The organism is Phenylobacterium sp. FG114, assembly GCF_057809855.1.
In genome coordinates this window covers 39,193-61,334 of the sequence record NZ_JBMDKU010000008.1, presented here as the reverse complement: position 1 = coordinate 61,334, position 22,142 = coordinate 39,193, and the positions used below count along the sequence as shown (strand labels likewise).

At 68.6% G+C, this 22,142-nt stretch carries 24 protein-coding genes; 8 read left to right on the top strand and 16 right to left on the bottom strand.

Annotated features, from left to right (window positions below; all coding sequences use genetic code 11):
* Positions 1-3: 3 nt before the first annotated feature.
* The gene (gene hemF / locus ACODSY_RS14970; RefSeq protein ID WP_488952562.1) at positions 4-885 is read right to left on the bottom strand and encodes an oxygen-dependent coproporphyrinogen oxidase; all 882 of its coding nucleotides are present in this window, start codon (positions 883-885) and stop codon (positions 4-6) included.
* The gene (locus ACODSY_RS14965) at positions 882-1,361 is read right to left on the bottom strand and encodes a tRNA (cytidine(34)-2'-O)-methyltransferase (RefSeq protein WP_488952561.1); all 480 of its coding nucleotides are present in this window, start codon (positions 1,359-1,361) and stop codon (positions 882-884) included. Before ACODSY_RS14965 ends, hemF begins: the two co-directional genes overlap by 4 nt.
* A 203-nt stretch (positions 1,362-1,564) precedes the next feature.
* Between ACODSY_RS14965 and petA the strand changes: the two genes are divergently transcribed.
* From petA to ACODSY_RS14950, 3 genes are read left to right on the top strand one after another with little or no spacing between them, the layout of a single operon-like run.
* Entirely contained in the window at positions 1,565-2,119 is a 555-nt protein-coding gene (gene petA, locus ACODSY_RS14960) for a ubiquinol-cytochrome c reductase iron-sulfur subunit (protein WP_488952560.1), read from the top strand.
* Positions 2,120-2,124: 5 nt separating this feature from the next.
* Positions 2,125-3,444: a cytochrome b gene (locus ACODSY_RS14955; RefSeq protein ID WP_488952559.1), complete on the top strand. Its 1,320-nt coding sequence runs from the start codon at positions 2,125-2,127 to the stop codon at positions 3,442-3,444.
* Between the two features lie 7 nt (positions 3,445-3,451).
* Positions 3,452-4,297 (top strand): cytochrome c1, encoded by an 846-nt coding sequence (locus tag ACODSY_RS14950; protein WP_488952558.1) that lies wholly within the window; start codon positions 3,452-3,454, stop codon positions 4,295-4,297.
* Positions 4,298-4,358: 61 nt separating this feature from the next.
* Here the strand turns inward: ACODSY_RS14950 and ACODSY_RS14945 are convergent, their stop codons facing one another.
* Entirely contained in the window at positions 4,359-5,144 is a 786-nt protein-coding gene (locus ACODSY_RS14945) for a pepsin/retropepsin-like aspartic protease family protein (RefSeq protein WP_488952557.1), read from the bottom strand.
* 60 nt (positions 5,145-5,204) lie between these two features.
* Here ACODSY_RS14945 and ACODSY_RS14940 point away from each other — a divergent pair, with 60 nt between their 5' ends.
* The gene (locus tag ACODSY_RS14940; protein WP_488952556.1) at positions 5,205-5,672 is read left to right on the top strand and encodes a hypothetical protein; all 468 of its coding nucleotides are present in this window, start codon (positions 5,205-5,207) and stop codon (positions 5,670-5,672) included.
* On the opposite strand, the gene ACODSY_RS14935 is transcribed toward ACODSY_RS14940, so the two are convergent.
* The 10 genes from ACODSY_RS14935 to ACODSY_RS14890 all read right to left on the bottom strand — a co-directional run bounded on the left by ACODSY_RS14935 (position 5,669) and on the right by ACODSY_RS14890 (position 15,660).
* Positions 5,669-6,355, bottom strand: a complete 687-nt coding sequence (locus tag ACODSY_RS14935; protein WP_488952555.1) for a dienelactone hydrolase family protein — start codon at positions 6,353-6,355, stop codon at positions 5,669-5,671. The two genes, ACODSY_RS14940 and ACODSY_RS14935, sit on opposite strands and share 4 nt — an antisense overlap.
* Positions 6,356-6,357: 2 nt before the next feature.
* The gene (locus ACODSY_RS14930; protein ID WP_488952554.1) at positions 6,358-7,029 is read right to left on the bottom strand and encodes a dienelactone hydrolase family protein; all 672 of its coding nucleotides are present in this window, start codon (positions 7,027-7,029) and stop codon (positions 6,358-6,360) included.
* A 24-nt stretch (positions 7,030-7,053) separates the two neighbouring features.
* Positions 7,054-8,151 (bottom strand): redox-regulated ATPase YchF, encoded by a 1,098-nt coding sequence (gene ychF / locus ACODSY_RS14925; RefSeq protein WP_488952553.1) that lies wholly within the window; start codon positions 8,149-8,151, stop codon positions 7,054-7,056.
* 172 nt (positions 8,152-8,323) lie between these two features.
* Complete coding sequence (locus tag ACODSY_RS14920; RefSeq protein ID WP_488952552.1) at positions 8,324-9,157, bottom strand: TIGR00266 family protein; 834 nt, start codon at positions 9,155-9,157, stop codon at positions 8,324-8,326.
* 141 nt (positions 9,158-9,298) lie between these two features.
* Positions 9,299-11,044, bottom strand: coding sequence for an ABC transporter ATP-binding protein (locus ACODSY_RS14915; RefSeq protein ID WP_488952551.1), 1,746 nt, complete (start codon positions 11,042-11,044; stop codon positions 9,299-9,301).
* Positions 11,045-11,328: 284 nt separating this feature from the next.
* On the bottom strand, positions 11,329-12,084 hold the full coding sequence (locus ACODSY_RS14910) for a tetratricopeptide repeat protein (RefSeq protein WP_488952550.1): 756 nt from the start codon (positions 12,082-12,084) through the stop codon (positions 11,329-11,331).
* 2 nt (positions 12,085-12,086) lie between these two features.
* Positions 12,087-12,710, bottom strand: a complete 624-nt coding sequence (gene pth, locus ACODSY_RS14905) for an aminoacyl-tRNA hydrolase (RefSeq protein ID WP_488952549.1) — start codon at positions 12,708-12,710, stop codon at positions 12,087-12,089.
* Positions 12,711-12,737: 27 nt separating this feature from the next.
* A complete protein-coding gene (locus ACODSY_RS14900; RefSeq protein ID WP_488952548.1) occupies positions 12,738-13,349 on the bottom strand; it encodes a 50S ribosomal protein L25/general stress protein Ctc in 612 nt (203 codons plus the stop codon).
* Positions 13,350-13,565: 216 nt separating this feature from the next.
* A complete protein-coding gene (locus ACODSY_RS14895) occupies positions 13,566-14,567 on the bottom strand; it encodes a hypothetical protein (protein WP_488952547.1) in 1,002 nt (333 codons plus the stop codon).
* Between the two features lie 157 nt (positions 14,568-14,724).
* A complete protein-coding gene (locus tag ACODSY_RS14890; protein WP_488952546.1) occupies positions 14,725-15,660 on the bottom strand; it encodes a ribose-phosphate pyrophosphokinase in 936 nt (311 codons plus the stop codon).
* 180 nt (positions 15,661-15,840) lie between these two features.
* Between ACODSY_RS14890 and ybaL the strand changes: the two genes are divergently transcribed.
* On the top strand, positions 15,841-17,787 hold the full coding sequence (ybaL, locus tag ACODSY_RS14885; RefSeq protein ID WP_488952545.1) for a YbaL family putative K(+) efflux transporter: 1,947 nt from the start codon (positions 15,841-15,843) through the stop codon (positions 17,785-17,787).
* Here ybaL and pgeF read toward each other — a convergent pair.
* From pgeF to lgt, 3 genes are all read right to left on the bottom strand, one after another.
* Complete coding sequence (gene pgeF, locus ACODSY_RS14880; RefSeq protein WP_488952544.1) at positions 17,781-18,548, bottom strand: peptidoglycan editing factor PgeF; 768 nt, start codon at positions 18,546-18,548, stop codon at positions 17,781-17,783. The genes ybaL and pgeF overlap by 7 nt on opposite strands.
* Positions 18,549-18,691: 143 nt before the next feature.
* On the bottom strand, positions 18,692-19,741 hold the full coding sequence (locus ACODSY_RS14875) for a class I SAM-dependent methyltransferase (RefSeq protein WP_488952543.1): 1,050 nt from the start codon (positions 19,739-19,741) through the stop codon (positions 18,692-18,694).
* On the bottom strand, positions 19,738-20,634 hold the full coding sequence (lgt, locus tag ACODSY_RS14870; RefSeq protein WP_488952542.1) for a prolipoprotein diacylglyceryl transferase: 897 nt from the start codon (positions 20,632-20,634) through the stop codon (positions 19,738-19,740). Before lgt ends, ACODSY_RS14875 begins: the two co-directional genes overlap by 4 nt.
* Before the next feature lie 119 nt (positions 20,635-20,753).
* On the opposite strand from lgt, the gene ACODSY_RS14865 reads away from it, so the two are divergent.
* The 3 genes from ACODSY_RS14865 (at position 20,754) to ACODSY_RS14855 (ending at position 22,141) form a co-directional block, all read left to right on the top strand.
* Complete coding sequence (locus tag ACODSY_RS14865) at positions 20,754-21,002, top strand: accessory factor UbiK family protein (RefSeq protein ID WP_488952541.1); 249 nt, start codon at positions 20,754-20,756, stop codon at positions 21,000-21,002.
* Positions 21,003-21,141: 139 nt separating this feature from the next.
* Positions 21,142-21,645, top strand: coding sequence for a type III secretion system chaperone family protein (locus ACODSY_RS14860; RefSeq protein WP_488952540.1), 504 nt, complete (start codon positions 21,142-21,144; stop codon positions 21,643-21,645).
* A 217-nt stretch (positions 21,646-21,862) separates the two neighbouring features.
* Entirely contained in the window at positions 21,863-22,141 is a 279-nt protein-coding gene (locus ACODSY_RS14855) for a hypothetical protein (protein WP_488952539.1), read from the top strand.
* Position 22,142: the final 1 nt, after the last annotated feature.

Sequence of the window (22,142 nt, the reverse complement as noted above, 5' to 3'; positions counted from 1 at the left end):
GGCTCAGGTCCAGGCCACCAGGGGGGGCATCGACGACAGGATCGTCTCGATGTTGCCGCCGGCCTTCAGGCCGAACATGGTGCCGCGGTCGTAGAGCAGGTTGAACTCGACGTAGCGGCCGCGGCGCACGAGCTGTTCCTGCCGCTCCGCGTCGCCCCAAGGCTCGACCATCCGGTGGCGCACGATCTTCGGATAGACGTCCAGGAAGGCCTCGCCGACCGCGCGGGTGAAGGCGAAGTCCTTCTCGAAGTCGCCCGTGTTGTGGCGGTCGTAGAAGATGCCGCCGACGCCGCGCGTCTCCTGGCGGTGCGGCAGGTAGAAGTACTCGTCGCACCAGGCCTTGTACTTGGGATGCCATTCCGGATCGAAGGGGTCGCAGGCGCCCTTCATTGCGGCGTGGAACAGCTTGGCGTCGTCGGCGTCCTGGCTGCGCTGCTCGTCCAGCATCGGCGTCAGGTCGGCGCCGCCGCCGAACCAGCTCTCGGCCGTGGAAAGGAAGCGCGTATTCATGTGCACCGTCGGCACGCGGGGGCTCTTGGGGTGCACGATCAGGCTGATGCTGGCGGAGACGTAGGACGGGTCCTTGTCGGCGCCGGGCATGGTGGCGGCCATCTCCGGCGAGAACCTCGCCAGGGCCGCGGAGGTGTGCACCGCAGCCTTCTCGAACAACCGGCCCTTGAAGAAGGCCCCGATGCCGCCGCCCACGCCGGTCTCGCGGGTCCATGGCTTGAACTCAAAGCGGCCGGCCGGCTCGGGGAACAGGTCGGCGGGCGCCTCGTCTTCGAGCCGCTCCAGCTCGGCGCAGATGCGTTGCTGCAGGGCTTCGAACCATTCCTTGGCGCGGCCGCGGCGTTCGAGGATCTTGGAAGGAAGGCTGGTGTTCATGCGCCGGTCTGTTCGTTCTGGGCGGTCGGAAAGGCCTTGATCTGCCTCAAGGCCTCGCCGAGCGCCAGCGTCGCAGCGGTCACCAGGTTCAGCGAACGGGCCCCCGGCGCCAGCGGAATCCGCAGGCGGGCGTCGGCCGCCGCATGCACCTCGTCGGGGACGCCCGCGCTCTCCCGCCCGAACAGCAGGATGTCGGCGGGTTCGAAGTCGAAGTCGTGGAAAGAGATTTCCGATTTGGTGGTGAAGACGACGAGGCGTCCAAGCTGCGCCGCATCGACGCGGAAGTCAGCCCATCCCGCGTGCCGTTTCACCTGGGCGATCGCCGTATAATCCATGGCCGCGCGGCGGATCGCGGCGTCGCTCAAGGGGAAGCCACAGGGCTCGATGACGTCCAGCGGAACGCCCAGGCAGGCGGCCAGCCGGATCGCGGCGCCCAGGTTTTGCGGAATGTCCGGTTGAAAAAGGGCCAAACGCATTCTAAGGCCTCTCGCCATCGGGCGTGGCCGGGGCGCAGGGGCACGAATCACGGGTGGGCGGACATGTCGTTCGCATTCCTCCGTGTAACGTGCCCGGCCCCTGACCGCTCTCGCAAACGGCCGTCCGCCAGACTTCTGGCGCGGCTGCAAGCTTTAAGGCCCTCCGGCGCGTCGCGAGGGCTCTATCGAAGGGTAGCTTCAAGGTGGCCGACACCGTCGTGGGCGCAACTCCCGACCCGCACGCTTCGGGCGATGACCCGAGCCGTCGCGATTTCATCCATATCGCTGCCGGTGCGGCGGCCGTTGGCGCCGTCGCGGCGCTGGCGTGGCCGCTGGTCGACCAGATGAACCCGGCCGGCGACACGCTGGCCTTGGCGTCGATCGAGTTCGACCTGGGCAAGGTTGAGCCCGGCCAGCAGGTCGTCGTGAAATGGCGCGGCAAGCCGCTGTTCGTGCGCAACCGGATGCCGGCGCAGATCGCCGCGGCGGTTCGCGACGACACCGCCGACATGCGCGATCCGGCCACCGACGAGAGCCGCCACAAGCCGGGCAAGCCCGAGTGGCTGATCCTGATCGGCACCTGCACGCACCTGGGCTGCGTGCCCACGGTCGGCGGCGGCGACTACGGCGGCTGGTTCTGCCCCTGCCACGGTTCGCACTACGACCTCTCCGGCCGCATCCGTAAGGGTCCCGCGCCGAAGAACCTCGTCGTGCCGGACTACGCCTTCCTCTCCGACACCAAGATCAAGGTGGGCTGAGCCTGATGAGCGGACATTCCACCTACGAGCCGAAGACCGGCATCGAGCGCTGGCTCGACACCCGCCTGCCGATCGTGCGCTTCGCGTACGACACGGCGATCAGTTTCCCGACCCCGAAGAACCTCAACTACTGGTGGACCTTCGGCGGCATCCTGGCGCTCATGCTGGGCATCCAGCTGGTCACGGGCATCGTCCTGGCCATGCACTACGTGCCGCACGTGGACCACGCCTTCGCCTCGGTCGAGCGCATCATGCGTGACGTCAACTACGGTTGGCTGATCCGCTACATGCACGCCAACGGCGCCTCGATGTTCTTCCTGGCGGTCTACATCCACATGATCCGCAACCTCTACTACGGCTCCTACAAGGCGCCGCGCGAGGTGCTGTGGATCCTGGGTTGCCTGATCTACCTCGCCATGATGGCCACGGCCTTCATCGGCTACGTGCTGCCCTGGGGCCAGATGAGCTTCCACGGCGCGGTCGTGATCACCAACCTGTTCGGCGCGCTGCCGATCATCGGCACGCCGATCACCACCTGGTTGTGGGGCGGGTTCGCGGTGGACAACCCCACGCTGAACCGCTTCTTCTCGCTGCACTACCTGCTGCCCTTCGTGATCGCGGGCCTCGTGGTCCTGCACATCTGGGCGCTGCACGTTCCGGGCAACAACAACCCGACCGGCGTGAACGTGAAGTCCGAGAACGACACCGTTCCCTTCCATCCGTACTACACGGTGAAGGACGGCTTCGCGATCGCGGTCTTCCTGCTGCTCTACGCCAGCTTCGTGTTCTACAACCCGAACGTCCTGGGCCACGCCGACAACTACATCCCGGCGAACCCGCTGGTGACGCCCGCGCACATCGTGCCCGAATGGTACTTCCTGCCGTTCTACGCGATCCTCCGCGCGGTCCCGGACAAGCTGGGCGGCGTGCTGCTGATGTTCGGCGCCATCGCGACCCTGTTCGTCCTGCCCTGGCTGGATACGTCCAAGGTGCGCTCCATGCGCTACCGTCCGCAGGCCAAGCTGTACTTCTGGATCTTCGTCCTCGCGGCCCTGATCCTCGGCTACTGCGGCGGTCAGCTGCCCGACGACCCCGTGATCTTCCAGCCCAGCGGCCTGCTGCTGCTGGACGCGGACATCAACAGCTTCGTCTGGCTGAGCCGCGTGGCCACGCTCTACTTCTTCGCCTACTTCTGGATCATCCTTCCGGTGCTCGGCCTCACGGAGAAGCCGCTGCCCGTGCCGGACTCGATCTCGGAACCTGTCCTGTCGCATCCCGCCACGACGCCCGCGGGCGCCACGGCGTCGCCTGAAAAGAGGGGCTGAGCCTAAGATGCTGCGCAAAGGTATCGCGCTCGCGGCGCTGGGGCTTGCTCTGCTGGGCAGCCCGGCGCTCGCCGCCCACCCCAAGCCGGTGGAACGTGAGGTCGCCTGGTCGTTCGACGGCCCGTTCGGCAAGTTCGACACGGCTCAGCTGCAACGCGGCTACAAGGTCTATCGCGAGGTCTGCTCGGCCTGCCACGCGATGAGCCTGCTGTCGTTCCGCAACCTCGGCGAAAAGGGTGGGCCGTTCTACGACCCGAAGTACCCGAACCCGAACGACAACCCGTACGTGAAGTCGCTGGCCAAGGACATCCAGGTCCCGGACATCGACAGCGACACGGGCGACGCCATCCAGCGTCCGGCCACCCCGGCCGACCGCTTCCCGTCGCCGTTCCCGAACGAGCCGGCGGCGCGCGCCTCTAACGGCGGCGCCCTGCCGCCGGACCTGTCGGTGATCGCCAAGGGTCGCGAAGGTGGCCCGAACTACATCTACTCGCTGATGACCGGCTACCGGAACACGCCCGCGGGCCTGACCGTGAGCACCGGCCAGCACTACAACATCTCGATGAACGGCGACCTGACCAGCGCCTGGAAGGGCGACCACCACAAGGTGCCGCCGGGCGGCGTGATCGCCATGCCCCCGCCGCTCGCGGACGGCAAGGTGACCTTCGACGACGGCAAGCCGTCGACGGTCGAGGAGCAGGCCAAGGACGTCGCGGCGTTCCTCTACTGGGCCGCCGAGCCCAAGATGATGGAGCGCAAGCAGTTCGGCCTGGGCGCCATGGTCTATCTCTTCATCTTCACGGTGCTGCTGTACTTCAGCTACCGCCGTGTCTGGCGGAACGTGGCCCACTAAGGCCGCACGCCAGTCGGAATACGAGAGGCCCCGGAGCGATCCGGGGCCTTTTCGTTTGTCCCTAGCGGACCGGCTGCACGAAGAGCCGGCCCGCCGGAAAGTCGAAGCGCAAGCGGAAGTGGGCCAGCACCTGGCCGCCCAGCATACCCACCACATCTCCGTCGGGCTTCATCAAGCCGGCCGCCACGTCCCGCCCGACCGCCCCGCCGAAGTCCACCTCGGGGAGCCGGGCCAGCCAGACCCCGTCGGGATAGAGCTCCTTGCGCTCCGCGGCGGCCGGAACCTGGGCGAGGTCGTCGGCCAGCCGCACCGGCGCGTTGGCGCCCGTGGCGATCACGAACCGGCCCGAGACCCGGTGTGCGTCATCCGACACGGCCGCTTCGGCGGTCGGACGACCCAGGTCCCAGCTCAGGTTGAAATGTCGCCCCGCGAACCGCGGCGCCCCGCCGGGCGGCGAGAGGCGGATGCGGCAAGGATCGTAGGCCACGTCGACGACGAAGCCTCTCAGCGCGTCGACGCCGATCACCCCCGCGGCGGGGGTCGGCAGGTTCCATGTTCGGACGTCGAGATCGGCCACGGCGAGCGGAAGGGCCCGGACGACGATTCCCGCGATCCGCACGTCGCCGCTGAGCTCGGTCTCGGCGATGCCTTCTGCCTGCGCCTTGGTTTCGTGCAGCGTGGTCTGCGCCGCGCCTGTATCGAGGATGTAGTCGCCAGCGATGCCCGCCACGACGGCCGGGACCGTGATAACCCCGCGCTCGAACCGGCAGGCGGCCTCGCCGGCATGGGCCGCGGGCGCCGCGAGCAGCGCCACCGCGCCGAAGGGAAGGGGATTCAAGTGGGTCACGGCCGACCATAGCGAGTTTCCGCCTTACCGCCGCCCCGTCTTGGCCCCTACATTGTGGGAATGCCCCACACGCCCGCCTGGCGGAGCTTCAAGCGCACCCAGGACCTCACCGTCGCCACCGCCGTGCTCATCTATGCCGGGGCCGTGGCGCATGCCTTCGGCCGGCTACCGAACAACGACGGCGTGCTGGTCCAGCGGACGCTGATCTTCCCGGCCATCTTCCTCAGCCTGTCGTTCACGCTGCCGTTGCTGATCGGCGCGGTGCGCCGCCCGCTGGCGCGCTACGTCTGGATGAGCTTCCGCGCCGGCTTCGGTCAGAACCTGCGCTCGATCCTGTACGGCGTCGTGTTGCTGGGCGGCGCGGCCGGGCTGGTCTACTGGCAGATTTCGAACGCGGCTGCAGGCGGACGGTACCCGGCCGGGGTGTTCTCCGGCTACGCCGCCGGCATCGGCATCCTCGCGGCCCAGGCGGCGCTGGTTCGGGTGCTCGAGAAGCACCCCGAGGTGAAGAGGGAAATCGAGCTCTAGCCGGTTTCCCCGCCGCGGCCCTGGCCGTGCCGCGCGAAGAGCGCCAGCGTCCGCAGGCGCGATAGCCGGGCCGAGTCTCCATGGAACCCGTTCGGCGCCACGAAGGCGTGGCCGGCGTCGTAGACGTAGACGGGAAGGTCTGGATGGGCCTCGCGGATGGCCTCGACGTCCGGCGGCGGGATCAGCTCGTCGGCCTTGCCCAGGTGCAGGATGGTGGGAACCTTGGGCGCCTCGGACAGGTAGTCCTTGATCTGGCCGCCATAGTAGGACGCCACGGCCGTCAGGCCGGCGCACCGGGCCGAGGCGAGCCACGCGGTCGTGCCCCCAAAGCAGAAGCCCAGCAGGAACACCGGCGGCGGCAACGAGTCGATCGCGGCCTGCACCAGGTCCAGCACGTCGGCGCCCCAATGCGTGGCGCGTGCGAAGCCATCCTGGCGCAGGTAGAGGGCCGGATCGGTGTCCTTCTCTGCGAAACCTGTCTGGAACCGGTCGAACAGGCTGGGGACCAAGGTCTCGTAGCCATCCTCGGCGAAGCTGTCCGCCAGTTCGCGTAGATGGGGCGTGACGCCCCAGATCGCGTGGCAGATCACCAAGCCGCCGCGCCGGGCGTCGGTGGGCCGGGCGCGGTAGGCGTCGAAGGCGAACCCGTCCTTCGCGCTACGCAGCTGGACGGTCTCGCCCATCCCTAGGCGTTGTCGAACAGCTCGAGGGTCCGATGGCGGGCCAGGTCGGCGGCCTCGGCGTTGTAACGCTCGGGGCTCTGGTTGTTGAACCCGTGCCCGGCGCCTTCGTAGATGTGGACCGGCACATCCGGATTGTGCTGCTGCAGCGCGGCCGCCACTTCGTCGGCGGGGATGCCGGGGTCGGTCCGGCCCAGGTGGACAACCACCGGGCACATCGGCTTCAGCTCGGCGTTCGCCTGCACCATCGAGCCGTAGTAGCTGGACGCGCCGGCCAGGCCCTCGACCTTCGCCGCCGCCAGCCAGGCCAGCGAGCCGCCGTAGCAGTAGCCGACCACGAAGACCTTGCCGCCGTGCTTGTTCAGGAAATCGCGGCAGGCCGCGATGTCGCCCAGCGCCTGTTCGATCGGCGTGCCGCGGGCGTGCGCGATCCCGGCCTGCAGCCCGGGCGGATCGTGCTCGGCGATGAAGTTGCGCTCGCGGCGGTCGAACAGCGAGGGCGCGATCGCCTCGTAGCCCATCTTGGCCCAGCGCTCGACGTCGGCGCGCACGTGGCGGTCGATGCCGAAGATCTCCTGCAGCACGATTACGCCGCCCTTGTGCGGGGTGAAGGCGGGTTCGTGGTAGGCGCTGAACTCGAAGCCGTCGGCGCCGGCCAGGGTGATCGTTTCGCCCATCTCTGAAGCCCCCTCTGAACTGTTCTAGACGTTGAAGCGGAAGTTCATCACGTCGCCGTCCTGGACGACGTATTCCTTGCCTTCCTGACGGAACTTGCCGGCCTCGCGTGCGCCAGCCTCGCCCTTCAAGCGGACGTAGTCGTCGTAGGCGATGGTCTCGGCCCGGATGAAGCCCTTCTCGAAATCGGTGTGGATGACGCCGGCCGCCTGCGGGGCGGTGTCGCCCTTGTGGATCGTCCAGGCCCGCGCCTCTTTCGGCCCGACCGTGAAATAGGTCTGCAGCCCCAGCAGGTGATAGGCCTCGCGGATGAGCTTATTCAAGCCGGGCTCGGTTAGGCCCAGGGTCTCCAGGAACTCGGCGCGCTCGGCGGGGTCCAGCATGGCGATCTCGCTCTCGATTTGGGCCGAGATCACCACATGGTCGGCGCCGTCGCGCTTGGCGCGCTCGGCCACCTGGGCCGACAGATCGTTGCCGGTGGCCGCCGAAGCCTCGTCCACGTTGGACACATAGAGGGCGGGCTTGGACGTGAGGAGCTGCAGCATGCGCCACGCCTTCTCGTCCTCGGCGGAGACCTCCGCCTTGCGCGCGGGGCGGCCGGCGTTGAGCTCCTTGAGCGCCAGCTGGACCAGCTTCAGCGTCTGGGCGCTTTCCTTGTCGCCTGTCTTCGCACGCTTCTCGAGGTTGACCACCCGCTTCTCCAGGCTCTCGAGGTCGGCCAGCATCAGCTCGGTCTCGATGGTCTCCAGGTCGGCCAGCGGGTCGACCTTGCCCTCGACGTGGGTGATGTCGTCGTCGATGAAGCAGCGGGCCACGAAGGCCACGGCGTCACAGTCGCGGATGTTGGCCAGGAACTGGTTGCCCAGGCCTTCGCCCTTCGAGGCGCCGCGCACCAGGCCGGCGATGTCCACGAAGTTCATCCGCGCCGGGATGATCTCCTTCGACGGGATGATGGCGGCCAGCGCGTCCAACCGCGGCTCCGGCACGGCCACGTCGCCGGTGTTCGGCTCGATGGTGCAGAACGGATAGTTCGCCGCCTGGGCGGAGGCGGTCTGGGTGAGCGCATTGAACAGCGTCGATTTGCCGACGTTCGGCAGGCCGACGATGGCGACTTTCAGGGCCATGGGTAGGTGCAGTTCCTTGGAATAGAAGGCGCCGCACCTAGCATGGACGCTCGTCCGCGCGAAGACACACCTCTCTGCCCGTCATCCCGGGCTTCACCCGGGGATCCATAAGGCCTGTCCGGAGAGGCCGGATGGATGGCCGGGTCAAGCCCGGCCATGACGATCACCGTTGTCAGTTATTCCCGCCGATCAGGTCGCCCAGGCCGCCGAGCACCGAACCTTCGCCGCGGTTCTGGCCGCCACCGCCCGCAGCCGCCAGCATCCGGCCGGCTAGGCGCGAGAAGGGCAGGGACTGGATCCACACCTTACCGGGGCCGCGCAGGCGGGCGAAGAACAGGCCTTCGCCGCCGAACAGCGCCGTCTTCACCCCGCCGGCCATGATCAGGTCGAAGTCGACGCTGGGCGTGTAGGCGGCCAGGCATCCGGTATCGACATGCAGCTCTTCACCCGCCTTCAGCTCACGCTCGACGATCGTGCCGCCCATCTGGACGAACACCCATCCGTCGCCGTCGAGGCGCTGCATGATGAAGCCCTCGCCGCCGAACAGGCCGGTCATCACCTTGCGCTGGAAGGCGATGCCGATCGAGACACCCCGCGCCGCGGCCAGGAAGCTGTCCTTCTGGCAGATCAGCGTGCCGCCGACGTCCGACAGCTTGAGCGGCAGGATCGCCCCGGGTGTGGGCGAGGCGAAGGCGACGCGCGCCTTGCCGTAGCCCTGGTGCGTAAAGACGGTGGTGAACAGGCTCTCGCCGGTGACGAGCCGCTTGCCGGCGCCCAGCAGCTTGCCCATGAAGCCGCCGCCCTGGCCCCCCGATCCGTCGCCGAAGACCGTGGTCATCTCGACGCTGGCGTCCTTCCAGACCAGCGCCCCGGCCTCGGCTACTGCGCTCTCGCCTGGATCCAGCTCGACTTCGAGGAACTGCAGCTCCTGGCCCTTGATCTCGAACTCGATGTCGTCGGCGACGCCGGCGCTGCGGCTGTGGTGGCTCCAAGGGCCTTGGGACATGGGTGAGGGCTCCTGACTAGGTTCGTACGTGTATGTACGGCGAGGGTAGGTTGATCGACCAGAGTCCCGCCGTATCCCGCCAATTAAATCGATGTCATCCCGGATCGGCCTGGCGGCCGTCCGGGATGACGGGTTGAGAGGTCAGATGCTCGCCTGCATCCGATAGAGTCCCGCATAGGCTCCGCCGGCGGCCAGCAGGGCGTCGTGGGTTCCTTCCTCGGCGACGCCGTCCTTCGTCAGCACCAGGATGCGGTCGGCGTGGCGCACCGTGGACAGCCGGTGGGCGATCACCAGCGTGGTGCGTTGGCGCGAGAGCGTGAAGAGAGCGTCCTGCACCGCCCGCTCGCTCTCATTGTCCAGGGCGCTGGTGGCCTCGTCGAAGACCAATATCGGCGGGTCCTTCAGGAAGGCGCGCGCGATCGTCAGCCGCTGCTTCTGCCCACCCGAGAGCTTTACCCCGCGCTGACCGATGTCGGTGTCGTAGCCGTGCGGCAGATCGACGATAAAGTCGTGGGCGTTGGCCGCCTTGGCCGCGGCGACCACCTCGTCCTGGGTCGCATCGGGCCGGCCGTAGCGCAGGTTCTCAGCCACAGTCCCGGCGAACAGGTAGACGTCCTGCTGCACCACCCCGATGCTCCGTCGTAGGGAGGCCAGCGTCACCTCGCGCACGTCCACGCCGTCGATCAGGACCTGGCCTTCGGTGACGTCGTAGAACCGCGGGACCAGCGCGCAGAGCGTGCTCTTGCCTACGCCAGAGGCTCCGACCAGCGCCACGAACTCACCCGGCTGGATGTCGAGGCTGAGGTTGCGCAGCACCGGCCTGCCGCCGTCGTAGCCGAAGCCCACGTCTCGGAAGGCGATGGCGCCACGCGGGCGGGGTAGGTCGCGGGCGCCTGGTCGATCGCGGATGTCGGGTTCGACCTCCAGGATCTCCATCACCCGGACGAAGCCGGTCCAGCCCTGCTGCCAGAGCCGCATGAAATTCGCCAGCCGCTGGATCGGATCGACCAGCACCGCCACGCACAGCAGGAAGGTGACCAGGTCGGCCACGCCCAGCCCGCCCTGGACCACCCGCACCCCGCCGATGACGATGACGACGACGGTGAGGAGCTGCGGGAAGGTTTGGGCGCCTGCCGAGAAGAACGCCTCGCTCTTGTAGCCGTCGCGGCGACTGTCCAGGAACCGGGCGTTCTCGGCCTCGAAGCGGCGGCCCTCCAGCGCCTCGTTGGCGAACGACGTCACCACCCGGATGCCCGAGAGGGAGTCCTCCACCCGCTCGTTGATCTCGCCGATCCGCTGGCGGCTGACCTTGAGCGCCTGGCCCATGCGCCGGTTGAAGTGCAGCGCGTAGAGCACCGCGAACGGCATCAGCCCGACCATCAGCAAAGTCAGCGGACCGTCTAGCATGGCGAGTATGGTCACGGCGCCGGCAAGTTTCAGGACGGCGATCGCCAGGTCCTCCGGCCCGTGGTGATAGAGTTCGCCCAGGTTGAAGAGGTCGCCGGTGATGCGGGTCATCAACTGGCCGACCCGCTGGCGATCGTAGAAGCTGAACGACAGGTTATGGCAGTGCTCGAAGAGCTCGCGCCGCAGCGCGGCCTCCATGCGCGCGCCCATCACGTGGCCCTTGTAGTCCACGAAGAGGAAGCTCGCGGTCTGGACCGCCAGCAGGGCCAGCATGAGCCCGCCCAAGGCGTAGATGGGGCCCAAAAGGGCCGTGGCGCCGTCCAGGCCCTGGAGCCGCAGGGTGACGGCCCGCGCGCAGAGCGGCAGGGCCAGCGCCGTGGCCGCGACGAGAACGGCGCAGGATATGTCCGCCGCCAGGAGCGGCAGATGGGGCCGGTAGTACGACAGGAGCCGGCGGATGCGCGCTGTGGTGCGCGCCACCGGTGTCAAACGGTCTGGATTGGCAGAGGTCGCCGCGCGGCGCGGCGGAGGCGGAAGGTCGCTAGGTTCGGCGTCGCGCGCCGGCGCCCTCCGGATTTGCGAAGGCATGCTTCATGTCCTGAAGGTGGATGGGGGTCTTCGGGTTGGACATGAAGGTTTTCATTTGAGGCTCCCCCGTCGGCATTGCGACGCCGGGACTATGGGAGGAACGCCCGCCACGCGCAACGCACCGGCGATGCTTCCCTCCTCCACCGTAGGGGGAGGAGAAGCCAAAAGGCGGTGCGTCAGAGCGCCTTCGCCGCCAGATCGCGCCAGTGGCGGCCTTCCTTGCGGAACTGGGGCGCGAGCTTGGTCAGGCGCTTGTCCATCTCGGCGACGACGGCCTGCGCTTCGGGCTTGCGGCCGTTGCGCGCCATGAAGGCGGCGTAGCGGGCCTGGCCCTCGAAGCCCGGCAAGCGCTCGGAAGCCTCCTTCAGCGCCGCGTCGGCCTCGGCGGTGCGCCCGACGGCTTCGTAGGCGCGCCCGAACGCCAGGACCGCCGTCGGCGTGTGGCTGTCCCCATCGTCGCGCGGCAGGCGCTCCAGGACCGCCAGGGCGTCGGCGCCGCGGTCCAGCTCCAGCAGGGCGTTGGCCCGGCCCAAAAGCAGGGCGGGATCCTCGGCGTGGATGCCGTGCGCGGCCTCGGCATAAAGCCGCTCGGCCTCGTCGTGGCGGCCCAGGGCGGTCGCCGCGTGCGCCAGCCGCGACTGGTTACGGACCGTGGGGGTGTCGTCGCAGGCCTGCTTGGCCTCGCGATATTCCTTCAGCGGATCGAGCGCTGCGCGCGCCGAGCGTTCCAGGCGCTGGGCCGCCGGGCCGCGCGTGAGATCCGGCAAGACGATGGCGAGGAAATAGACCAGGCCGCCCAGCGGCTGAAAGATCAGGATGATCCAGAGCCAGAATAGCTCGCGGCCCGTGCGCACCACGTGGACGGCCAGCGCGATCGACAGGATCAGCGAAAGGCCGATGAGCGGCAGCGACCCGCCGAGGAGGCCCATCATGCTCATCCTTCGCCTCGCGCCAGCTTGCGCGGGTCCATCTTCTCCGCTGGCGCCAGGCGCATGACCTCGGCCTGGTACTTCTCGTCCTCGCCGAGCGCCATGAGCGGGGCGGCGTCGGCGCAGGCCTGCAGCAGGGGCTCGACCCACTTCATGTCGGCCTTGTGGAAGTCGGAGAGTACGTGGCCCTGAACCAAAGCCTTGTCGCCGGGATGGCCAGTGCCCAGGCGCGCGCGGCGGAAGTGCGGGCCGACCTGGGCTGTGATCGAGCGGACGCCGTTGTTGCCGGCTGCGCCGCCGCCGGCCTTCATCCGGAAGCGGCCGGGCGCCAGGTCGATCTCGTCGTAGAAGACGACCAGGTCGACGGCGGGGTCCAACTTGAAGAACTTGACCGCCTCGCCGACCGAGCGGCCGCTTTCGTTGTAGTAGCCCTGAGGCTTCAGGATCAGCGCGCGGACCGGGCCCTGGGGGGTGTCGATCTGGCCCTCGGACGCGTGGCCGTGGAAACGCGAACGCGCCGCTGAGAAGCCCCAGCGGCGCGCGATCTCGTCAACGGCCATGAAGCCGATGTTGTGGCGGTTCTTCGCGTAGGTCGGACCTGGATTGCCCAGGCCGGCGATGATCAGCACATCGACCCCCGCGAAATCGCGTAGACCTTAGGCCTCGGCTTCGCCTTCGGCGGCCTCGGCTTCGTCACCGCCGGTGTCCACCTTGGCGGCGGCGATCGAGGCCACGACCACGTCACCTTCGACGGCGGCTTCCACCTTCGCCGGCAGCTTCAGGTCGGAGACGCGGATGCTGTCGCCGATTTCCTTGCCGGTCAGGTCGATCACGATCTCTTCCGGGATCGAGTCGGCGTGGCACGAGACGGTGACCGTGTGCAGCGACACGTTCAGCGAACCGCCGCGCTTCAGGCCGGGGCTTTCTTCCTGGTGAGCGAAGTGCACCGGCACTTCGATCTTGATCTGCTGGTGCTCGTCGACCCGGTAGAGGTCGAAGTGCCACGGCTCATCCGTCACCGGATGCATGTCGATGGCCTTGGCGATGACCGGCTGGGTCTCGTTCCCGTACTTCAGGGTCACCAGGTGGCCCAGCAGCTTGCCGGTGTAGAGTGCCTTGCGGAACTCGTTCGACCGGACGGCGATGGCCACCGGATCCTTGGCGCCGCCATACAGGACGCCCGGCACCATGCCGCTGCGACGGGTGTCGCGCGCGCCACCGGTGCCGGTCCGCTCGCGCACTTCAACGTTCAAAACGATCTCGGCCATGGCCATGCCTCAAAACGAAACCGCCGCGCGACTCGCGCGCGGCGACGGAAGTCAAAACCCAAAAGGTGTCCCGGAACGTGGAACACGTTTCCGAGAAGGACACCTTCCGGTCCAACCGGCTGCGATTCTACATCCGCAGAACCGCTGGCGGGTCGAAAGGGTGCGCGTAGATACACAAAAGCCCCGGCAGACGCAACCGGGCGAAGCTGCGGCGTGTCAGCTCTTCTTCTTGCCCTTCTTGGCGGGGGCTTTCTTGGTCGGCATGCCCTTGGCGATCGTCTTGGCGTCGGGGACGTAGCGGGCCTCGAAAGGCTCGGGAAGGCCGGCCGCGCGGATCATGCAGCGCCCGGTGTCCATCATCGCGTGCTGGCCCAGGCAGAAGACGTCCTCGTAGTTCGGCCGCGCGACGGCCAGGCACTGGTAGAGGTTGAGCTTGGACGTGGCCGCGCACATGCCGATGTTGGGCTCGTGGGTCAGCGCTGTCAGCTGTTCGGAGTTGGCCTCGTTCGCCTCTCCCAGCACCGCGAGGGCCGCGATAGCCAGGCCGCGGATGACGGTCGGCGTGTAGGGCGGGGCCGCGGCCGTGGCCGTCAGGCCCAGCGAGGAGACACCGCTCGAGGCCTGTTGCAGACGGGCCGTCTCGGCCACATCGCCCATCATGGCCGAGGCCGAGAGGCTCTTGGCGCCGGCCAGGCGGGCGTCTCGGCCCGCCACCTCGGCCTTGGACCAGGGCTGCTTCTGGATGTCGTACGCGGCTTGCTTCACCGCCTTGCCCTGGTCGTAGAGCCTCTGGGCGTCGCCGCCCAAGGTGGCCACGATCAGGCCGGCCGCGCTGGCGGAACCGGAGATGCCGACCGCATAGGCCGGGTCTTTCATGATCTCGTAGGCGATCTGCTTCCGCTGGACAGGGTCCTTGGCATAGACGCGCACGCCTTCGACGAAGCTCTTGTCCTGCAGCGCCACCACGGCGGAATAGGCGATCGCGCCGCGGACCAGCTGCTGGGGCTCGTAGGACGCGCCGGTCTGCAGCGAGCGCGCCACCGAGGAGCCGTCGGCGAAGTCGGGGGTGATCCCCGTGGTCCGCACGATGTAGTAGCGATAGGCCGACGCCAGCTCGATCAGCTTGGGCGACAGGCTGACCGCCGGCGCGGCCGGCGGCGGGGGCGGGGCGATGACGGGCGGCGGCTCGGCGCAGCCCGCCAGAAGCGCGGCGGCCACGGTCGCGCCAACAACGGCTTTCAGCGGAAATCGGAACGGCATCAGGCGACCTTCCCCCTCTTGCGAGTGGTGATTCTTGTTGTCCGCCCCCGGAAGGCCATGGCTTAACCGGCGCCGCACCTGCTGGGCAAGCGTCGCCGACGGAACGGCCGATAGTCTAGTCGAACAGTTTCGACACGCTCTCTTCGTTGGCGATGCGGCGGATCGCCTCGCCGATCAGCGGCGCGCAGCTGACGTAGCGGATCTTATTCGCGGACTCGACGCGGTCGGGCGGCGCGATGGAGTCCGTCATGACCAGTTCCTTGAGAACCGAGGTCTGCACGCGCTCGACGGCCGCGCCGGACAGCACGCCATGGCTGACATAGGCGCTGACCTCGGTCGCCCCGCCGTCGATGAGGGCCTGGGCAGCGTTGCAGAGCGTCCCGCCGCCATCGATCATGTCGTCGAACAGGATGCAGCGGCGGCCCGAGACGTCGCCGATGATGTTCGCCACCTCCGACTTGCCGGGACCCGAACGGCGCTTGTCGACGATGGCGAGCTCGGTGTTCAGGCGGCTGGCCACCGCCAGGGCGCGGACCACGCCGCCCACGTCGGGCGAGACGATCATCAGGTCCTTGGGCTTCTCGTAGTTCTCCTTGATGTCGTTCGCCAGCAGAGGCGCGGACAGCAGGTTATCGGTGGGAATGTCGAAGAAGCCCTGGATCTGGCCAGAGTGCAGATCCATCGTCAGAACCCGGTCGGCGCCGGCGCGGGTGATCAGGTTGGCCACCAGCTTGGCCGAGATCGGCGTGCGGCCGCCGGTCTTCCGGTCCTGGCGGGCATAGCCGAAGTAGGGCGTCACCGCCGTGATCCGCCGGGCCGACGCGCGCTTCAGGGCGTCGATACAGACCAGCAGCTCCATCAGGTGGTCGTTGGCCGGGTAGCTGGTCGACTGGAGGATGAAGACGTCTTCGCCGCGGACGTTCTCGTCGATCGTGACCCAGACCTCGTTGTCGGCGAAGCGCTTCACCTGGGCCCGGGTGAGGGGGACATCGAGGTGGGAAGCAACCGCCTGCGCCAGCGTACGGTTCGAGTTGCCGGCCAGCAGCTTCATCGGACCCCGACTCCATATGTTCGATTTCGCGCGGCTTGTAGCAGGCGAGCACAGCGGAGCAAGGGGCGATCCCGCCGTCAAAAAACCTGACCGATCACGCGGGCGCTATTGGCCAGGGCCGAGCCGGGCGGGTACGCGGGAAGCCGACGCCACGTCCCGACGCCCAGACCCCGGAGCCCGATGCCCCATCATACCCCGCTGATCGCCACCATTGTCGCCGGTCTCACCATCGCCTTCGGGCTGGGAGCGCTGGCCCATCGGTTCCGTATCTCCCCGCTGGTGGGATACCTGGCGGCGGGGGTCCTCGTGGGGCCGTTCACGCCCGGCTTCGTCGCCGACCAGGGGCTGGCGGGCGAACTCGCCGAGATCGGCGTGATCCTGCTGATGTTCGGCGTGGGGCTGCATTTCTCGCTCAAGGACCTGCTGTCGGTCCGCGCCATCGCCATCCCCGGCGCCCTGGGCCAGATGGCGGCGGCGACGCTGCTCGGCATGTCGCTCGCGCACGTCCTCGGCTGGCCGATCGTCTCGGGTCTGGTCTTTGGCCTGGCGCTGTCGGTCGCGTCGACCGTGGTGTTGCTGCGCGCGTTGCAGGAGCGACGGATCGTGCAGACCGATCGGGGGCGGATCGCGGTCGGCTGGCTGATCGTCGAGGACCTAGCGATGGTCCTGGCGCTGGTGCTGCTGCCAGCCCTGGGCGACGCGCTGACGGCGTCCGACGCCTCATCCGACATGATGAGCGGCTGGGTGGTCCCGCTGGCGATCACCATCGGCAAGGTGGTGGCCTTCGTGGCCTTCATGCTGATCGTCGGCCGGCGCGTCATTCCGTGGATCCTGCACTGGACCGCGCATACCGGCTCCCGCGAGCTGTTCCGTCTCGCCGTCTTCGCCATCGCGCTGGGCGTGGCGTTCGGGGCTGCTCTGCTGTTCGACGTCTCGTTCGCCCTGGGGGCCTTTTTCGCCGGCATGCTGCTGGCTGAGTCCGAGCTCAGCCAGCGGGCCGCGGAGGAGACCCTGCCGCTGCGCGACGCCTTCGCGGTGCTGTTCTTCGTCTCGGTGGGGATGCTGTTCAATCCGAACGTGTTGGTGGACCAGCTCGGCGCGCTGCTGGCCACCGTCGCGATCATCGTGATCGGCAAGTCGCTGGCCGCCTTCGTGATCGTCCGCGCGTTTCGGCACGACAATTCCACGGCGCTCACCATCGCCGCCTCGCTGGCCCAGATCGGGGAGTTCTCGTTCATCCTGGCCGGCCTCGGCGTCGGCCTGAAGCTGCTGCCGGCGGAGGGGAGGGACCTGATCCTCGGCGGAGCGATCATATCCATCCTCCTCAACCCGCTGATCTTCGCCGCCGTCATGAAGGCGCGGCCGAAGGTCATGCCGGAGCCGAAGACGCCCGAGCCGGCCAACGACTTCCTTCCGACGACCCTGACCGAACACGTGATCCTGGTCGGCTTCGGCCGCGTGGGTCGCGCCGTCGCCGAGGGCCTCGAGGCGGCCGGGCGGCCGTTCCTGGTGGTCGAGGTCGATGACGTCGCGCGCAAGCGCGCCCGCGACGCGGGCTTCGAGGTGCTCGCCGGCAACGCGGCCGATTCCCAGGTGCTGTCGGCGGCAGGCGTGACCTCGGCGCTGCGGGTCATCTGCACCGTGCCCAGCGGCTTCGAGGCGGGCGGCGTGACGGAAGAGGCCCGCAAGATGAACCCCGACCTGGAGATCATCGCCCGCGCCCATTCCGACGCCGAGGTCGAGCATCTGCTGAAGCACGGATGCGACACGCCCGTCTCGGGCGAACGTGAGCTGGCCGCCGCCATGCTGGGCCAGCTTCGGCCACCGAAGCAGACGCCGCCCGCCCTCGTCGCGGCCTCGGCGTCGACCGAGGCCCGCGTCCTCCTCGACGACGCCGAGTGGGCGCTGCTGTCTGCGGCGCGGTTGGACGACTTGGCGGCGGGCCTGGCGGCCGAGCGCGAGGCCCTGTTCGACGGGGCGGGCCGGATGGGTGGGTTCGACTCGGAACGACTGGCGAGCGCCGTGGCCGGACTGGTGGCCAAGGATCTGTTGGCCGACCTGGGCGGCGGGCGGGTGGCGCTGACGCCCGCCGGCGCGCGTATGGCGGCGAGCGCGCCGGTCTACTGAGGTTCCAGCATGATGGCGGAGAGCAGGCGTCCGTAATCCGGCTCACCCTGCTTGAAGGCTCGCCGGTTGGAGAAGAACCAGTCGGGCTCGGCGCAGGTGTCACGCCCGATCCATTCGCAGCGTTCGACCCCCGCCGCGCGCAGCCGCGCCAGCACGAAGGCGGGCAGGTCGAACTGGCGCTTGTCCGGCCCCGCGCCGGCCGAGAAGAAGCGCTCGTAGCCACGGTCGAAATGGGTGAAGCGGGCGACGTACTCCAGCCCCACCTCGTATGACGCGGGGCCGATGCAGGGGCCGATGGCGGCGACGATCCGGTCCTTGCGGGCGCCCAGGCTCTCCATCCGCGCGAGGGTCGCCTCCGCCACGCCTGTCAGGGCCCCCTGCCAGCCGGCGTGGGCGGCCGCGACGACCCGCGCCTCCGGATCGGCGAGCAGGATGGGCGCGCAGTCGGCTGCCAGGGCGCCGCAGATCACCCCCGGCGTGCGGGTGACCACGCCGTCGCCCTGCGGCGGTCCCGCGGGCCACGGGCCGTCCGCCACGAACGCCGTCGCCGAATGGACCTGGTAGGCGGTGACCAGCTCGCCGCCCAAGTGCGCGGCCGCCCGACCGCGGTTTTCGGCGACTGCCTCCGCATCGTCCTTCGACCCTGCGCCGACGTTCAGGCTGGCATAGAGGCCTCTCGAGACGCCGCCCTGGCGCGTGAAGAACGCGTGGCGGATCCCCGGCAGGTTCAACAGCGGCGAGGTCAGGACGGGCAGGCTCATTCGGGGTTCATCCCACAGCCCTTCCCATGCTGTCATCCCGGACGGCCGTAGAACCGATCCGGGACCCAGGGGCCGCACCGAGTCCGCTTAGGTCCCGGCTTGGCCTCCGCGGCTTCGCCGCTCCGTTGGCCGGGATGACGTGTTCATTCGGCGAAAGCCGGCGGGACCCAGCCCGGCGAATGGAGACAACAAGCCTTGAACAGTTCGCCCATCTGATCGCCGCCCACCAGCCGGTTGAGCTGGCGTCCGATGACGGCGGCTCGGTCCGGCCGCGCACGGACCAGGGCCTCGGCGCGTTCGCCGATCCCGAGGCGGGAGAGGAACTGGGCCTGGGTGAGGATCGCGGCCTCGGCGCCGGCCTTGCGAGCGGCGGCCATCACGGCCGGGAAGTCGGCGTGCACAGTCAGGTCAGCCTCACCCGGACAGGCCAGCGGATCGACCTTCTCGTGGCGCACCAGGGCCTGCAGCGTATCGCCGAACCCTGGATGGTCGCGGCCGTAGTCGATCAGCAGCGCCGCCCCGCCGTCCGCGGCCAGCCGCTCGCCCAGCACCGCCCCCAGGGCCTCCTGCGGCGCGGAAAGCTCCAGGACCGCGCCGTCGCGGGCGTCGGGCAGGGCCATCGGCGCCGGGACCAGGCCGAAGCGCAACGCGCCGTCGTCCACGCCCACCACCTGCTCGGCCCAGCCGGTGGCGGTGCGGACGAACTGGCGGACGGGCAGGCAGTCCAGCAGCTCGTTGGCGATCAGGAGCATCGGCAAGCCCCCGGGGACCTCGTCCAGCGACCGCGCCCAGCGGACGGCCTCGCCCAGGGTCTCCGCCTGCCGCGCGGCCAGCGGTTCGGAGGTCTCCACCAGCCAGACGTCGGCCGCCTCCAGGAAGGCCGGCATGACGCGGGCGGCGCGCAGCAGGTCGCTCATCAGCGTCCCGTCGCCCGGCCCCATCTCGACAAGGACGAACCGCGAAGGCGCGCCCAGCGCCTGCCAGGCCGAAATCGCCCAGACGCCGATCAGCTCGCCGAACATCTGGCTGACCAGCGGCGCGGTGATGAAATCGCCGTCCTCGCCCAGGGCCGGGCGCGTGGCGTAGTAGCCGCGCTGCGGGTCGTGCAGGCACGCGGTCATGTACTGGGCGATCGTCAGCGGCCCGGTCTGGGCGATCTGGGCCGCCAGCCGCTCCCGCAGGCCGAGGGTCACGCAGGCTCCGGCCGGCCTGCGGGCGGTTCGGTCGTGGCCGGCAGCGCCGGTGGCAGCGGCTCGCGCATCCCGCGCCAGATCAGGTACAGCCCCGCCAGCACCATCGGGATCGACAGGATCATCCCCATGGTCAGGCCGAACGGGAAGTTGGGCATCCCCGCGTCCGGCTCGCGCACATTCTCAATGGCGATGCGGAAGATCCCGTAGAACAGGATGAAGATTCCGGTGATCACGCCGCGGCGGTTGCCCAGCTTCGCCCCGTGTGTCGCCCAGCGCAGGATCAGGAACAGGATCAGTCCCTCGAAGGCCGCCTCGTAAAGCTGGCTTGGATGGCGAGGCACGTCGCCCGCCGGACAGGTCCCGAAGGTGTCCATGATCCGCTCGTTGCAGAAGCGGATCGCCCAGGGGAGATCAGGGGCGGGCCGGCCCCAGAGCTCGCCGTTGATGAAGTTGGCGCAACGGCCGAGGAAGTGGCCGATCGGATAGGCCGGCGCCACCACGTCGGCGACCCGCAGCAGGTCCAGCTTGTTGCGCCACGCAAAGAGCACCATCGCGATCGAGACGCCGATGACTCCGCCGTGGAAGCTCATGCCGCCTTCCCACACCCGGAACACGCTGAGCGGGTCGGCCAGGGTCTGCGAGAACGGCGTGTAGAACAGGACGTGGCCCAGGCGGCCGCCGCCGATCACCCCGATGGCGATCCACAGGATCAGGTCGTCCATCTGCTCGGGCGTGAAAGGCGCCGGGCGGTGCGTCCAGAGCCGCGTGTTCTTCAGCAGGCCCGTGGCATAACGCCACCCCAGCAGGATCCCGGCGACATAGGCCAGGGCGTACCAGCGGATGGCGAATGGCCCCAGCTGGACGAGGATCGGATCGAAGTCGGGAAAGGGCACGTCTCAGGCGACTCCTGCGTTCAGAACAGCGACTTAGAGGAGAAGCCATTCGCTTTCATCCCCTGAAGGGCCATATAGGCACGTTGAACGCGCCGGTTTTCCGGTCAGAGAAGACAAGAATGCAGACCCAGAACCCAATTCTCGACGAGATCGCCAAGCTCAGCACCGCCGCCATGGGCCTGGCCCAGGCCGCCGGCGAGGAGGCGAAGGCCGCCTTCCGCAGCCAGACTGACCGTCTGGTGGCGGAAATGGACCTGGTCCGCCGCGAGGATTACGACGCCCTCAAGGCGGAGGTGACCGCGCTTCGACAGGAAATCGAGGCATTGAAGGCCGCGAAAGCAGTGCGGAAAGCGCCGAAAAGCACGTGAGAACAGTGCACGCCACGCGAAAGCTGTTCGCCCGTCACAAGAACTCGCTGACACCGGGCTCGCGAAACGGTCTAGGGTCAGAGATGCGGACGATTCGGGGGCGGCGTTCCGTCCTCCGTCCGAGTCGAAAGGCGTCGTAATGGACACCTCCCAGACGGATGACAGCGTCGTCCTGACGAACGACCCCCTCGATGTTGTGGAGCATGTGCTCACAGCCGAGAACCTGCCTTTCGACCGCACAGAGGATGGCGATCTCGCCTTCACGCTTGCCGGCGACTGGAAGGACTACGAGCTCTGGTTCGCTTGGCGGCCCGAGGGCGACACCCTGCAGCTGTGCCTGTCGATGGACCTTGCGGTCCCGAAGGCCCAGCGCCAGACGGCGCAGGAACTGATCGCCACCATCAACCCCCGCGTCTGGCTCGGCCACTTCGAGCTGTGGGACGAGGGCGAGATCATCTTCCGTCACGGTATGGCGCTGATGACCGGCGAACAGCCCAGTCTGGCCCAGGCGGCGGCGATGATCGATGTGGCGGTGGAAGCAGCCGACCGCTTCTTCCCGGCCTTCGACTTCCTGCTTCGCGGCGCCAAGACCCCGCAGGAGGCCATCGCGGCCTGCATGTTCGAGACGGTCGGCGAAGCTTAAGGCTGGGCCGCCGCGCGGCATGTCGTCGCGGAGTTAAGAGGTGGATTTCGTTGAGGTTTCGATGACCGGCGCGTGGGTTCTCGCGCGTCAGTTGTCGTAGCTTGGCCTGGCGATAAACCTAAGCTTGCGCCGTGGCCATGGCGGTTAGGCCTTCGGCAAGCTCGCGCCCTGCATACCCGCCTATGTGAACAAGGCGACGCAAGACGTAGCATTGGCGATGGGCGTCAGCCTGGGCGTGGCGCTGGCGACGGCGTGTGTCCTGCTTGCGTCCAGCCGCACGCCCGACCCCCACGTGGCCGCCGGCGTCTTCCCGCCGTGGTGGCCGCGGAGCGTCGTGATCGCGGCGGCCGCTCAGGCCGGCGCGGTCCGGGATCTTGGCGCCGTCCCCTTCATCGTCGTGGTGCAAGACTCCGGCGGGCGCGCGCAGGCGCGGCTCCGGGAGGCTGGAGCCCTCTTCTCCGTAGCGCCGGCCGGCTCTGCGGCCTGTGGAATCTAGG

What these genes read in the sequence shown, in the direction of transcription:
- hemF (WP_488952562.1), bottom strand. Translation starts at nt 885, where the DNA reads ATGAACACCAGCCTTCCTTCCAAGATCCTCGAACGCCGCGGCCGCGCC.
- ACODSY_RS14965 (WP_488952561.1), bottom strand. Translation starts at nt 1,361, where the DNA reads ATGCGTTTGGCCCTTTTTCAACCGGACATTCCGCAAAACCTGGGCGCC.
- ACODSY_RS14955 (WP_488952559.1), top strand. Translation starts at nt 2,125, where the DNA reads ATGAGCGGACATTCCACCTACGAGCCGAAGACCGGCATCGAGCGCTGG.
- ACODSY_RS14950 (WP_488952558.1), top strand. Translation starts at nt 3,452, where the DNA reads ATGCTGCGCAAAGGTATCGCGCTCGCGGCGCTGGGGCTTGCTCTGCTG.
- ACODSY_RS14940 (WP_488952556.1), top strand. Translation starts at nt 5,205, where the DNA reads ATGCCCCACACGCCCGCCTGGCGGAGCTTCAAGCGCACCCAGGACCTC.
- ACODSY_RS14935 (WP_488952555.1), bottom strand. Translation starts at nt 6,355, where the DNA reads ATGGGCGAGACCGTCCAGCTGCGTAGCGCGAAGGACGGGTTCGCCTTC.
- ACODSY_RS14930 (WP_488952554.1), bottom strand. Translation starts at nt 7,029, where the DNA reads ATGGGCGAAACGATCACCCTGGCCGGCGCCGACGGCTTCGAGTTCAGC.
- ychF (WP_488952553.1), bottom strand. Translation starts at nt 8,151, where the DNA reads ATGGCCCTGAAAGTCGCCATCGTCGGCCTGCCGAACGTCGGCAAATCG.
- ACODSY_RS14920 (WP_488952552.1), bottom strand. Translation starts at nt 9,157, where the DNA reads ATGTCCCAAGGCCCTTGGAGCCACCACAGCCGCAGCGCCGGCGTCGCC.
- ACODSY_RS14910 (WP_488952550.1), bottom strand. Translation starts at nt 12,084, where the DNA reads ATGATGGGCCTCCTCGGCGGGTCGCTGCCGCTCATCGGCCTTTCGCTG.
- ACODSY_RS14900 (WP_488952548.1), bottom strand. Translation starts at nt 13,349, where the DNA reads ATGGCCGAGATCGTTTTGAACGTTGAAGTGCGCGAGCGGACCGGCACC.
- ACODSY_RS14890 (WP_488952546.1), bottom strand. Translation starts at nt 15,660, where the DNA reads ATGAAGCTGCTGGCCGGCAACTCGAACCGTACGCTGGCGCAGGCGGTT.
- ybaL (WP_488952545.1), top strand. Translation starts at nt 15,841, where the DNA reads ATGCCCCATCATACCCCGCTGATCGCCACCATTGTCGCCGGTCTCACC.
- pgeF (WP_488952544.1), bottom strand. Translation starts at nt 18,548, where the DNA reads ATGAGCCTGCCCGTCCTGACCTCGCCGCTGTTGAACCTGCCGGGGATC.
- ACODSY_RS14865 (WP_488952541.1), top strand. Translation starts at nt 20,754, where the DNA reads ATGCAGACCCAGAACCCAATTCTCGACGAGATCGCCAAGCTCAGCACC.
- ACODSY_RS14860 (WP_488952540.1), top strand. Translation starts at nt 21,142, where the DNA reads ATGGACACCTCCCAGACGGATGACAGCGTCGTCCTGACGAACGACCCC.
- ACODSY_RS14855 (WP_488952539.1), top strand. Translation starts at nt 21,863, where the DNA reads ATGGGCGTCAGCCTGGGCGTGGCGCTGGCGACGGCGTGTGTCCTGCTT.